The organism is Pedobacter sp. NJ-S-72, from assembly GCF_053890575.1.
Window position 1 is genome coordinate 369,214 of sequence record NZ_CM132681.1, and the last position, 12,258, is coordinate 381,471.

Here is a 12,258-nt window from a genome sequence, read left to right on the forward strand (position 1 = left end):
ATTTCAGTGCTAAAAGATGCTTCTGCTGCTATTTACGGAGTACGTGCAGCCAATGGGGTAGTGGTAGTTACGACTAAAAAAGGAACAACCGGTGAAAGCCGGATCAACGTAGATGCTTACCTGGGTTTCCAGAACTGGTCAAGGTTCCCTGATGTAGTGCGTACGTCTTATGATTACATGCGTTATAAAGCAGAGGCAGAGATGAATTCTAACGGAAGTACCAGTATCACGCCAGGAGAATTGGAAAAATACAAACTCGGAACCGATCCTGCCTACAGGAGTTTTGACTGGCGGAATTATATCCTGAAAAGCAATAATAATGCACCTCAGAATTCAGTCAACGTAAACTTTACCGGAGGAACGGATAAAATGAGTTATTATGTTTCTGCTACGAATCTGTATCAGAATTCTGTATTGGGAAAAGAATACGAATTTAAACGAACCAATATTCAGTCTAATATTACCGCTACTGTAGCCAACGGGCTTAAAGTTGGGGTAAACATTAACGGAAGAATTGAAAGCCGGGAGAATCCTGGAGTTCCTGGCACGGATGATTACCTGCTGGCTCGTCTTGCGGTATTGCGGAACAATCCTCTGGAACGTCCCTATGCTAATGATAATCCAGACTATCTGAATGATATCGGACATACGGAAACCAACTATGCCTTTTTAAATAAAAAGCTTTCTGGCATATACCGTAACGACTGGAGAGTTTTACAAACCAATTTCAATGCAGAATATCAGATCCCGGGTGTGAAAGGGTTGGTGGTTAAAGCAGTATATTCTTATTATCTGGCTGATTATGTACTCAACAATCATGAATATACTACTTATAATACCTATACTTACAGGCCTGCTACCGGTGCCTACGACATTACAGGCGGTAGTAATAACCCATACCGGGAACGCGAGCAGAAGAAAGAGTTTGCGACCACCCTGCAAAGCCAGCTAAATTATAATAACATTTTTGGTAAACATACTGTGGGTGCTACACTGGTTGCTGAAAGGATAGACTTGAAGCATCAGCGGAATTATATACACTCTTCGCCGATTTCCAATAACCTGCCTTTAATTTATTTTCCAACTGCCGACAGGTACGATGACGTCGATGATGGCGAAGCACGTATCGGCTATATTGCCAGGTTAAATTATAATTACAGTAATAAATATTACGTGGAAGCTTCTGCAAGACGGGATGCCTCTTATTTATTTGCACCTGATAAACGGGTCGGTTATTTTCCGGGTGTTTCTGCAGGATGGAGAATTACTGAGGAAGGGTTCATGAAAAAGTTGCTTGGTGATAAAAAGATTCTGGGTGATCTGAATTTCCGTTTTCTTACGGAATACTTGGAGACGACCGTAATCCAAATGATCCGAACCAGCCTATTGTACCGCCATATGCCTACCTTCCAGGCTATAACTATAACCAGGGAACGGTTATTCTGGATGGAAATCCTGTGATTGTTTCCAGAGATAAAGGAATTCCTCTAAACAGAATATCCTGGCTGAAGAGCAGAACGTTTGATGCAGGTGCAGATTTCAGTATGTTCAACAATAAACTGACTGGTACCATAGATTATTTTTATAGAAAACGTACTGGACTGCTGGGTGGCAGAAATGATATTATTGTTCCCGTTGAACTGGGCTATAAATTACCGGATGAAAATGTGAACAGTGATGCACAATATGGTCAGGAGATCTCTTTAAATTATAGCAGTCAGGTTGGACAAGTCAATTTTAATATTGGGGGTAACTTCTCTTATACGAGGTCTGAAAACCTGCAATCCTATAATCCTTTATTCTTTAATTCGTGGGATAAATATCGCAACAACTCTTCCGAAAACAGGTATACCAATATAGATTGGGGTTACGAGACTATTGGTCAGTTTACCTCTCAGGAACAAATCAACAATTATCAGGTGAATATTGATGGTAAAGGAAACAGAAGCCTTTTACCCGGTGATCTGATCTATAAGGATCAGAATGGCGATGGTAAAATTGATGAGTATGACGAGCGGCCAATAGGCTTCGGTTATGGCAAACAGCCCAATATTAATTTTGGTTTAAGCTTTGGAGCAAGTTATAAATCTTTTGATTTTCACGCAGATTTTTCTGGAGGAGCGGGGTATACGTGGTTCCAGAATTATGAAACAAGATGGGCCTTCCAGAACAATGGTAACCTGAATACTATTTTTGAAGACAGATGGCACCGCGCCGATCCATTTGATTTAAACAGTGCATGGATTCCGGGTAAGTATCCCGCAAACCGGTATAATGATGGCGGACATAGCAACTACAATCATAACTCAACTTTCTGGCTGCATAGTGTGAGATACATTCGGGCAAGAACTATAGAGTTTGGCTACACTTTACCAGCTGCAATGTTAGCCAGGGTCAAGATTAAGCGGGCAAGGTTCTATGTAAACGGATACAACCTGTTCTCAATTGATAATATGAAACAGTATAACGTTGACCCCGAAGTTGCAGATGACAATGGTCTTCAATTTCCACAAAATAAAGTGGTTAACATAGGTCTCAATTTAACTTTTTAACAACATGAAGAAGAAGAAGATATATACAGTACTCATATTTGCTGTTCTTTTATATGCCGGAGCTTGTAAAAAAGACAGTGCATTTTTAGATGTACCTCCTAAACAGATTATTCCTGAAGAAATTGCATTCTCGGATCCGGCTTTGGTTCTTTCTATTTTAGGAGATTTATATAACCGGCAGCTAGACTTTTCAAGTCTGGATGGTGATGGCTGGAGGTCTTTCGTTGATTTTAGTGAAGCTTTTCCTTCTGAGAACGGAAGTTATAATATCGTTCAGGGACAGGTTGGGGATATGGAGAATGGGGTAATTGGGATTATGGGTATATCCGCGACATGAATCTTTTTATCAAGCGGGCAACTATTGCCACCAAGCTTACTGAAGCAGATAAGGCGAGATTCATTGCAGAAGCACGTTTTCTGAGGGCTAATTTTTATTTTGAAATGGCGAAGCGTATGGGGGGAGTACCATTAATTACAGAGCCAATGCAGTATGATTACTCGGGTAATGTGACTGACTTACAGGTTGCCAGGTCAAAAGAGTCAGCAGTCTATGATTTTGTAATCAGCGAAGCTGAGGCGATAAAAAATATATTACCTAAAGATGTGAACCAGAAATCCAGAGCATCTAAAGGAGCTGCACTGGCAATGGAAGCGAGGGCAGCTTTGTATGCTGGATCTATTGCCAAATATGGTTTCAAGGCTCCACAGGTTACTTTGCCCGGTGCAGAGGTGGGCATACCTGCTGGTATGGCTGGCGGTTATTATCAAAAAGCACTCGCAGCTGCGGAAGAAATCATTAAAGGGCAGGCTGGTTCTTATCAGTTATATAAAGTATTACCTGATCTTTCGGAGAACTTTGCGGCAGTGTTTCTGGATAAAAGCAGTGTCAATCAGGAATCAATTTTTATTGAAGATTTTAAAGTGAACTCTGCTAAGGTTCATGGTTTTACAACTAACAATCAGCCATTTTCTATTTCTGATGAAGGTTTAGATGCCGGACGTCTTAACCCTTCTTTAAACCTGGTACAGGCCTTTGAAAAACTAGACAACACTTATGCGCCTATTGCTACAAAGGACGCGCAGGGCAATCCTGTATTTTACACCAGCCAGCTGGATGCTTTTGCAGGGAGGGATGCCAGGTTAGCGGGAACCATTTTACTGCCTAATGGGGTGTTTAAAGGTAAGAATGTTGACATCTGGGCGGGTTACCAACTGGCCGACGGCAGTATTTTAAGCAGTGATGATGCGAGTCATTTAGCTAAGCTGCCTGGAACTGATGTTGCGGTTCAGGTAGTTGGGAAAGACGGGCCGGTTAATGGACAGGAGTTCAGGTCGCAAACAGGATTCTATGTCCGGAAATATTTAGATCCGCAAGTAGGTTCCGGAAGAAGAGGCAGACAGAGTGATGTAGCTTTTATCCGTTATCGTTATGCAGAGGTTTTATTGAATGCGGCCGAAGCTGCTTTTGAGCTGGGTATGAGTGGCGTTGCTGATGGATATATCAATCAGGTTCGTGCCAGAGCCGGTTTAACCAGTCCTATACAGGGGGTTACTTTTGACCAGATCGTTCATGAACGCCGGGTAGAACTTGTCTTTGAAGGACATACTTTATTTGATATGAAAAGATGGCGTTTAGCACATATCGTTTGGGATGGAAGTAAAATGACGGTAGCACAGTTAGTGAGTAATATCGGGCTATCTACCAAGAAAAACACGCAACCTTATGGACTTTGGCCATATAAGTACTACAATCCGGGGAATCCGAATCATGGCAAGTGGCTCTTTAAAGAAGTATTGCCTTCTGCAGTTACAGGAGCAAACATGTTCCAGATGGGGAACTATTATTCGAATATTGGTAATGATATTCTATCTGCAAATCCAAAAATTGTTAAACAACCAAACCAGTAGCCCTGGTTTTTAAACGCTGCAATTATGAAGTTAAAACCTATATATATCCTGTTTCTTTTCCTTCCGGTTTTCTCCTGTAAAAAGGATAATTACGAAGCGCCTTCCTCTACTTTAAAAGGCAGGATCCTTTATAACAATGAGGAGATTGGATTAGAATATGACCGTGTTCCCCTGGAACTCTATCAACCTGGTTTTGGAAAGAATGGGGCTATTACGGCAAAGTTTGCTCAGGATGGAAGTTATTCAACACTTTTGTTTGATGGCAATTATAAGCTGATTATCCCTAATGGACAAGGCCCCTTTAAATGGCATCAAAATACAGCGGGAGTTAATGATACTTTAGCCATAGCTGTTAATGGGAGCCAGACGCTAGACTTACAAGCCATTCCTTATTATCTGATCAGGAATGCAGTTTATAAAGCGGTTGGAACTGAGCTGACCGCTACATTTCGTGTAGATCAGATCATTACTGGTAGCGATGCTAAAAAGATTGAACGTGTTAATTTATACGTGAACAAAACTCAGTTTGTTTCAGGCTCAGACAATATTGCCAGTTCAGAGCTCTCCGGAGGAACTATAACTGACCCCACTGCTTTAAGTCTTAAAGTTACTATTCCGGCTATTGTTCCGGTACAAAATTATGTTTTTGCCCGTATAGGAGTCAAAATAGAAGGACTGGAGGATATGGTCTTTTCACCTCTTCAAAAAATCCAGTTGTAACCACGAAATACTAATTGTAACCGCAAAATAAAATCAAATGAAAAAAATTGTAACAGGAACAATGCTCTTAATACTGGGCTATTCTGCAAATGCACAGCAGGCAAAATGGGCTTTAATTAAAGACAAAATTGTTTCTCCATGGGCAGAAAAGGTCAATCCAAATGCCCCTTTGCCGGAGTATCCGAGGCCACAGCTTGTACGCAATAATAACTGGAAAAACCTGAACGGGCTTTGGGAGTATGTCATTTTGCCAAAAGAACAATCGGAGCCTGCTAAATATCAGGGAAATATCCTGGTACCATTTGCTGTAGAATCAGCTTTGTCGGGAGTCGGCAAAACAGTCGGTAAAGACAGTGTATTGTGGTATAAAAATAATATTATGTTGCCAGCTTCTGTAAACGGTAAAGAAGTACTCTTGCATTTTGGAGCAGTAGACTGGCAGGCGGAGATCTTTGTCAATGGCAAAAGCGCGGGTAAACATGAAGGAGGTTTTGATCCTTTTTCGTTGAACATCACTTCTTTACTTAAAAAAGGGGCAAAGCAGGAAATCAAAGTCCGGGTATGGGACCCGACAGATCAAGGGCCTCAACCAAGAGGTAAACAGGTGAAAAAGCCTGAAAATATATGGTATACACCGGTAACGGGTATCGGCAAACTGTTTGGCTGGAAGCGGTACCCAAATCTTATATTTTATCTACCAAACAGACACCCGATATCGATGCACATCGTATTTCGGTCAGTGCTGCGGTTCAAAATAGCCAGTCTGGAGACCAGTTGAAAATCAGTATATTAGATGGTACATCCATTGTTGGTGAAGAAAAAGTAGCTGTGAATACTACGGCTGAGATTTCGGTTAAGAATGAAAAGTTATGGTCTCCGGAACATCCATTTTTATATGATCTGAAGATCACATTATTGCGAAAGGGGAAACCCGTAGATGAAATAAAAAGTTATTTCGCCATGCGTAAAATTTCTATGGGCCCGGATGCCAAAGGTATTCAGCGGATGTTGCTTAACAATAAATTTGTTTTTCAATATGGACCGCTGGATCAGGGCTGGTGGCCTGATGGTTTATATACGGCGCCAACTGAAGAAGCAATGGTATACGATATTGATGAACTCAAAAAAATGGGTTTTTAATATCCGTAAACATATTAAGGTTGAGCCTGCAAGGTATTACAATTATTGCGATAGGGTTGGGATGCTATTGTGGCAGGATATGCCAAGCGGTGATCTGGGCAACGGTTGGGAAAGCAACCCTGGGATAATTGGCCGCGCCACAGACAAAAACAGGACTGCAGAATCTGAAGGGTATTACCGTAAAGAATGGGATGCAATTATGAACAGTTTGCATAATTTTCCATCTATAGTAGTTTGGGTGCCGTTTAATGAGGCCTGGGGACAGTTTAAAACAGTTGAAATTACTGAGTGGACGATGAAAAAAGACCCTTCCAGGTTAGTTAACAGTGCAAGCGGAGGTAACTTTTATACCACGGGGCATATAGTGGACCTGCACAATTATCCGCAGCCAGCAATGCCCCGGCCAGATTTGTTTGGCAAGAACCAGATCCTTGTTTTGGGTGAGTTTGGTGGATTGGGATTACCTGTGGATGGACATACCTGGCAGCAAAAGAACAACTGGGGTTTCAGTCTTTCAAAAATTTGGGTGACCTGTTTACCAAATATGCATCTTTCACTAAAAGGATAGAGGAATTAATACCACTAGGATTGTCAGCTGCGGTGTATACACAGACAACAGACGTAGAAGGAGAAATAAATGGTTTTATGACCTACGATAGAAAGGTGATTAAAATGCCTGTAGAAGAACTGAAAAGAGTTAATGAGAAACTTTATCTGATACCTGCCCCTTAATTATGGCTTTAACACAACATACATAGCATGAAACGATTAATTATCTCTTTGGCCTTAGCAGGTTTGCTGCTAAAGTCTTCAGCTCAGCAACGTATTGCTCCGGCATATCCATTGCTTACACATGATCCTTATTTTAGCGTTTGGTCATTTACAGATGGATTAAATACCTCAGCTACCAAACATTGGACCGGGGCAAGTCAATCTCTGATCGGTTTGGTAAAAGTAGATGGCAAGGTTTACCGCTTTCTGGGTGGACAGGAAGAAAGCTACCAGACTGTACTTCCTGCTTCAGATGAAAAAGTATATACCGCAAAATATGTGGAGTCCGCACCTGGGAAGGGATGGGATCAGGCAGGGTTTTCGGACTCTGGCTGGAAAACAGGAACAGCTCCTTTTGGAGATGGTGCAGCAACTACGCAATGGAGAACTAAAGACCTGTGGATGCGCCGGACTTTTAACCTGGAGCAAACAGATTTTAAGGGGTTGAAACTTAAATTGATGAACGATGATGATGTAGAAGTCTATTTAAATGGAACCCGGATTTTTACCTGTGAATGTTTCAATGGCAAGTTTATCTATGTACCTGTAGATACGAAGATTTTGAAAAAAGGAGAAAACTTATTAGCTGTTCATGTTAAAAATAATGTGGGTGGTCAATGGCTGGATGCAGGACTCGTATATGATAAACCTGCTGCGGGCACACCCGATGTTTTGCTGGCTAAACAGACAAAAATAAGGTTAAGCGCCACTCAGACTTCCTATAATTTTGATTGTGGAAATGTAAATCTGGATGTGGATTTCGCTTCGCCTCTGCTGATGAACGATTTGGATTTATTGTCCCGTCCGGTTTCTTATGTGTCTTTTAAATTGAAATCTAAAGATGGTAAAAAGCACAATGCTGAAGTCTATTTCGGAGCAAGCACAGGTTTAGCTGTGAATACAGAATTTCAGGAGGTTATTGCCAGGCAGTATAAAACGGGACAGTTGTCAGTTTTAAAAGCGGGAACCAAAGAACAGGCGGTGTTGAAAAAACGTGGTGACGATGTACGTATCGATTGGGGCTATCTGTATGTCGCTGCTCCAGACAATACCCAGGCAAAGCAATTTATTGCCCCTGCAGATGAAGCTTTAGTTGCATTTACAACAGGCCGTACAATTGGCAAAACAAGTACCGGGGGGAAAAAACTAATGCTTTCTACCGTGCTGCCTTTTAATCAGATAGGTACATCGCCAGTTGAAAAATACATTTTAATTGGCTATGATGATTTATACGCTGTGTGCAGTATTTTGGTCAGAATCTGAAACCCTGGTGGAACAGAAAAAATAATCAGACAATAGAAAAGCAGTTGGAACTGGCTAATGCAGAATATGCAGCTGTGCTGAAAAAATGCAATGACTTTGATCAGAGATTTCATTTAGACAACGTAAAAGCAGGAGGGACAAAATATGCTGAACTTTCAGATCTTTCCTATCGTCAGTCTATTGCTGCGCATAAGTTGGTAGAGAGCCCGCAAGGGGATCTTCTTTTTATGTCTAAAGAAAACTTCAGTAATGGATCTATCAATACCGTAGATATAACTTATCCTTCGGCACCGCTATTTCTTGTCTATAATCCCGATTTGTTAAAAGGCATGATGAATGGGATCTTTCATTACAGTGAAAGTGGCAAATGGAAAAAACCATTTCCTTCACATGATCTGGGAACGTATCCTTTAGCGAACGGACAGACTTACGGGGAAGATATGCCAGTAGAAGAAGCAGGTAATATGATTATCTACAGCAGCGATCGCAAAAGTAGAAGGTAATGCTGATTATGCTAAAAAACATTGGAAAACACTTTCAGTCTGGGCAGATTATCTGAGTAAAGAAGGGTTTGATCCGGCTAACCAGCTTTGTACCGATGACTTTGCGGGCCATATGGCCCGCAATGCAAACTTATCCGTTAAAGCAATTGTTGCTTTAGGTGGCTATGGAATGCTTGCGGATAAACTGGGGATGAAAGCCGAGGCTGAGAAATATAAAACTATGGCAAAACAGATGGCAGTTAAATGGATGGAAATGGCAAATGACGGAGATCATTATGCCTTAACCTTTGACAAGAAAAATACATGGAGCCAGAAATATAACCTGATTTGGGACAAAGTACTTGATATGGATATCTTTCCAAAGGAGGTATTCAAAAAAGAAATCAAGTATTATCTGACTAAACAAAATGCTTTTGGTTTGCCATTGGATAGTCGTCGCACTTATACTAAATCGGACTGGATTATGTGGACAGCAACACTGACTGACGGATAATCGTGCAGACTTTGAAAAGTTTATAGATCCAGTGTATAAATATGCGACGGAAACGCCCAGCAGAGTCCCGCTAAGTGACTGGCATGAAACTATAGATGGTAAACAGGTAGGTTTTCAGGCGCGAAGTGTAGTGGGGGGATATGCGATTAAATTGCTGGATTATAAATTACATGATAAATAAAAAGAAGTTTAGCTTGGTATTCTTGTCCTGGTGAATTATCTGGCAAGAATACCATTTAATTATAAAGGATTATGAAATTAAGTTATATCACTATTTTCGCAATTGCCGGGACAATTTTTGCTTCCTGTAATTCAGCTACCCAATCAACAGCAGTAACAGATAACCTGCAAACTGTAAAACTTTCAGCAGATTCTTTTAAAAGGACTACAGACGGGAAGGAAACAAGTCTTTATATCCTGAAAAATTCTAAACATGCCGAGGCTGTTTTTACAAATTATGGAGGTAGGCTGGTTAGCTTACTGATTCCTGATAAGGAAGGTAAATTAACGGATGTAGTGGTCGGTTTTAATAGTGTATATGCCTACGAAAAATCTACGGAACCTTATTTCGGTGCAACCATTGGGCGTTACGGTAACCGGATTGCCAAAGGTAAATTCAGTGTTGACGGTCATGAGTATGCTTTATATCTTAATAATGGTCAGAATACTTTGCACGGAGGTAAAAAAAGGATATCAGTATGTAGTCTGGGATGCAAAACAACCAAATGCTCATACGCTGGAACTCCAGTATGTATCTAAAGATATGGAAGAGGGTTTTCCTGGTAATTTAATGGTTAAAGTAACTTACACTTTAACTGATGACAATGAGTTAAAAATGGACTATGTGGCTACAACTGACAAGCCAACCGTCGTGAATTTAACCAACCATGCATTTTTTAATCTGAATGGGGAAGGAAGCGGGAAGATTTTAGGCCATCGGTTACAGATCTATGCGGATGGGTATACACCAGTCGATTCTACTTTAAATTCCAACCGGTAAGATCGAAAAGGTAGCTGGAACTCCATTCGATTTCTCTAAACCATTAACTATAGGAGCCAGGATCAATGATAAAAACGAACAATTGAGCTATGGTAAAGGCTATGACCATAATTTTGTATTAAATAAAACAAAAGGAATGGGCATGTTTCATGCGGCTACTGTTCAGGGGGATAAATCGGGTATCGTATTGGATATTTATACCACAGAGCCTGGGCTACAGTTTTACAGCGGTAACGTGATGCAAGGTGAAAATACTTTTAAGGGTGGCTCCAGTGATGATTTTAGAACAGCAATAGCCCTGGAAACCCAGCATTTCCCGGATTCTCCAAATCGGCCTTTCTTTCCTTCGACAGTACTTCGTCGGGGCAGACCTATAAATCGAGTTCTGTTTACAAGTTCTCGAGCATGTAGGATAACAATGCGCTCAGGTTATTCATACAATGCCCAATCCTCAATGACTTGTTTTCCCACTTTATCTCTTTACATATATATCGGCCCATTATCACGAACCCAAAAATCATCTGTAGGATAAATATATAAATCTATGTTAATTAAAGAAACATTTGCCTCATGAAGTATTTCTTCAATTTTTTCTTTTTCATCCTCATTGTAAGCAATTATATGTACTTTTTCACTGGTTACCAATGCTTCTGTCATGGCTAACCAGGTATTGTCAAGCCTATTTGAAAAGGTTTCACCATATTGACATTCGTGAGGCTATTGAAGTTAGTTTGTATTTAATAATTGATGCAGCAATAACCTGATGTAATACCCGGCAGGGAAGAAAGTAAATATGGTTTTATTTTAAGTTAGATTGTTATTCGATAGCTGATTTGTAAAAAAAAGATTACTTCATTGCCTTATTCAGTGCAATAATCGCAGTCTTAAACTGTTCAGGAGCGATTAAAAACTGAATATTAACTTTTCTCAATGCAAAACCAGCACTTTTAATATTGATATTGTTTTCCGTCAGTGCAGTAATAAGCACTTTTAGCCAATAATCCAGGCTGATCCAATAATCCAGGCTGATCCATATTGGTGCCAAGCAGACAAACCATGGCAACCTTCTCTATCGTAACCTTCTCAAAATCATCTTCCAGTTTACTGATTAGTTTCTTATTAAAATCACGTGCCCATATCACAATAGAGATGCTATTTGCACTAGTCGATTTAAAGGTGTAACTAACTTTATGATCATAAAATGCCTGCATAATCTGTAGATCACTACCTACATTTCCTACCATAGAAGGATCGTAAACATCAATCATCATTAATTTATCAGTTCCGGTAATTACCTCCACACGTTTATGTTCACAAACGAATTCGCGGGTAATTAATGTGCCCGGATGAGAGGGCTCAAATGTGTTTTTAATCCGCAGGTTGATCCCGCTTACCTCTAAAGGTTTTGAAGCTTTGGGGTGAATAGCTTCCATTCCCACATCAGCCAGCTGATCGGCAATATCATAATTGGTAAAGCCTACCGGTGTACAGTTTTCTAAGCCCACCAAAGCTGGGTCAGCAGTAGAAAGATGATATTCTTTATGGATAATTGCTTCTGCAGGTCTTAAGTATTCTGCTATTTTGCTAAAAGTAACTTCCGAGTAGCCTCTGTCAAATTCACGCATAATACCTTCAGTACCTTTGGCATATCCGGTAACAATGCAGAGTGTTTTTTCAAGCTCAATATTTTTGAAAGCATGTTTGATCCGTTGATCAATAGTAAAAGCACGGTGATCGCCAAATCCGCTCAGGTCAACCAGACTCGCATTGATATCCATATTCTGCAGGATATTGGTGAAGTTAAAAGCAGAGTGACTTTCACCAATAGAAGCAAGTATTTCTCTTGCAGCCTGTAATATTCCTTCCTTACTCACGTAGCCGGAAGCTAATATATTAGCTAAATTTTCC

At 40.5% G+C, this 12,258-nt stretch carries 15 protein-coding genes and 2 pseudogenes; 15 read left to right on the plus strand and 2 right to left on the minus strand.

Annotation, left to right across the window (positions count from 1 at the left end):
- The first annotated feature begins 6 nt into the window (after positions 1-6).
- From ACWYN3_RS02540 to ACWYN3_RS02610, 15 genes and pseudogenes are all read left to right on the plus strand, one after another.
- The gene (locus ACWYN3_RS02540) at positions 7-1,461 is read left to right on the plus strand and encodes a hypothetical protein (RefSeq protein ID WP_456222852.1); all 1,455 of its coding nucleotides are present in this window, start codon (positions 7-9) and stop codon (positions 1,459-1,461) included.
- Positions 1,458-2,552, plus strand: a complete 1,095-nt coding sequence (locus ACWYN3_RS02545) for a hypothetical protein (protein ID WP_456219726.1) — start codon at positions 1,458-1,460, stop codon at positions 2,550-2,552. Before ACWYN3_RS02540 ends, ACWYN3_RS02545 begins: the two co-directional genes overlap by 4 nt.
- A 4-nt stretch (positions 2,553-2,556) precedes the next feature.
- Positions 2,557-2,889 carry a hypothetical protein gene (locus ACWYN3_RS02550; protein WP_456219727.1) on the plus strand — a complete coding sequence of 111 codons (333 nt, stop codon included), beginning with the start codon at positions 2,557-2,559 and terminating at the stop codon, positions 2,887-2,889.
- Complete coding sequence (locus tag ACWYN3_RS02555) at positions 2,886-4,460, plus strand: RagB/SusD family nutrient uptake outer membrane protein (protein WP_456219728.1); 1,575 nt, start codon at positions 2,886-2,888, stop codon at positions 4,458-4,460. The genes ACWYN3_RS02550 and ACWYN3_RS02555 overlap by 4 nt, the downstream gene beginning before the upstream one ends.
- A 24-nt stretch (positions 4,461-4,484) precedes the next feature.
- Complete coding sequence (locus tag ACWYN3_RS02560) at positions 4,485-5,180, plus strand: DUF3823 domain-containing protein (protein WP_456219729.1); 696 nt, start codon at positions 4,485-4,487, stop codon at positions 5,178-5,180.
- A gap of 37 nt (positions 5,181-5,217) precedes the next feature.
- Entirely contained in the window at positions 5,218-5,958 is a 741-nt protein-coding gene (locus tag ACWYN3_RS02565) for a sugar-binding domain-containing protein (RefSeq protein WP_456219730.1), read from the plus strand.
- Complete coding sequence (locus ACWYN3_RS02570) at positions 5,910-6,320, plus strand: hypothetical protein (protein WP_456222853.1); 411 nt, start codon at positions 5,910-5,912, stop codon at positions 6,318-6,320. The genes ACWYN3_RS02565 and ACWYN3_RS02570 overlap by 49 nt, the downstream gene beginning before the upstream one ends.
- The gene (locus tag ACWYN3_RS02575) at positions 6,295-6,888 is read left to right on the plus strand and encodes a glycoside hydrolase family 2 TIM barrel-domain containing protein (RefSeq protein ID WP_456219731.1); all 594 of its coding nucleotides are present in this window, start codon (positions 6,295-6,297) and stop codon (positions 6,886-6,888) included. Before ACWYN3_RS02570 ends, ACWYN3_RS02575 begins: the two co-directional genes overlap by 26 nt.
- A 20-nt stretch (positions 6,889-6,908) precedes the next feature.
- Positions 6,909-7,052, plus strand: a complete 144-nt coding sequence (locus ACWYN3_RS02580; RefSeq protein ID WP_456219732.1) for a hypothetical protein — start codon at positions 6,909-6,911, stop codon at positions 7,050-7,052.
- Between the two features lie 27 nt (positions 7,053-7,079).
- Entirely contained in the window at positions 7,080-8,354 is a 1,275-nt protein-coding gene (locus ACWYN3_RS02585) for a DUF5127 domain-containing protein (RefSeq protein ID WP_456219733.1), read from the plus strand.
- A pseudogene (locus ACWYN3_RS02590) lies at positions 8,330-9,350 on the plus strand (glutaminase domain-containing protein). Before ACWYN3_RS02585 ends, ACWYN3_RS02590 begins: the two are co-directional and overlap by 25 nt.
- Before the next feature lie 31 nt (positions 9,351-9,381).
- A complete protein-coding gene (locus ACWYN3_RS02595) occupies positions 9,382-9,531 on the plus strand; it encodes a glutaminase domain-containing protein (protein WP_456219734.1) in 150 nt (49 codons plus the stop codon).
- A gap of 71 nt (positions 9,532-9,602) precedes the next feature.
- Positions 9,603-10,109, plus strand: a complete 507-nt coding sequence (locus tag ACWYN3_RS02600) for an aldose epimerase family protein (protein ID WP_456219735.1) — start codon at positions 9,603-9,605, stop codon at positions 10,107-10,109.
- Positions 10,006-10,350 (plus strand): aldose epimerase family protein, encoded by a 345-nt coding sequence (locus ACWYN3_RS02605; protein ID WP_456219736.1) that lies wholly within the window; start codon positions 10,006-10,008, stop codon positions 10,348-10,350. Before ACWYN3_RS02600 ends, ACWYN3_RS02605 begins: the two co-directional genes overlap by 104 nt.
- A gap of 1 nt (position 10,351) precedes the next feature.
- Positions 10,352-10,882, plus strand: coding sequence for an aldose epimerase family protein (locus ACWYN3_RS02610; RefSeq protein ID WP_456222854.1), 531 nt, complete (start codon positions 10,352-10,354; stop codon positions 10,880-10,882).
- Here the strand turns inward: ACWYN3_RS02610 and ACWYN3_RS02615 are convergent.
- Positions 10,831-11,025: pseudogene (locus ACWYN3_RS02615) on the minus strand (agmatine deiminase family protein); the annotation flags it as partial. The gene ACWYN3_RS02610 and the pseudogene ACWYN3_RS02615 overlap by 52 nt on opposite strands.
- Before the next feature lie 272 nt (positions 11,026-11,297).
- A complete protein-coding gene (locus ACWYN3_RS02620) occupies positions 11,298-12,224 on the minus strand; it encodes an amino acid kinase family protein (protein WP_456219737.1) in 927 nt (308 codons plus the stop codon).
- Between the last annotated feature and the right edge of the window lie 34 nt (positions 12,225-12,258).

Excerpts from the sequence above, each read along its gene's own strand:
- ACWYN3_RS02600 (WP_456219735.1), top strand. The coding sequence starts at position 9,603 with ATGAAATTAAGTTATATCACTATTTTCGCAATTGCCGGGACAATTTTT.
- ACWYN3_RS02565 (WP_456219730.1), top strand. The coding sequence starts at position 5,218 with ATGAAAAAAATTGTAACAGGAACAATGCTCTTAATACTGGGCTATTCT.
- ACWYN3_RS02585 (WP_456219733.1), top strand. The coding sequence starts at position 7,080 with ATGAAACGATTAATTATCTCTTTGGCCTTAGCAGGTTTGCTGCTAAAG.
- ACWYN3_RS02555 (WP_456219728.1), top strand. The coding sequence starts at position 2,886 with ATGAATCTTTTTATCAAGCGGGCAACTATTGCCACCAAGCTTACTGAA.
- ACWYN3_RS02575 (WP_456219731.1), top strand. The coding sequence starts at position 6,295 with ATGAACTCAAAAAAATGGGTTTTTAATATCCGTAAACATATTAAGGTT.
- ACWYN3_RS02560 (WP_456219729.1), top strand. The coding sequence starts at position 4,485 with ATGAAGTTAAAACCTATATATATCCTGTTTCTTTTCCTTCCGGTTTTC.
- ACWYN3_RS02605 (WP_456219736.1), top strand. The coding sequence starts at position 10,006 with ATGGTCAGAATACTTTGCACGGAGGTAAAAAAAGGATATCAGTATGTA.
- ACWYN3_RS02550 (WP_456219727.1), top strand. The coding sequence starts at position 2,557 with ATGAAGAAGAAGAAGATATATACAGTACTCATATTTGCTGTTCTTTTA.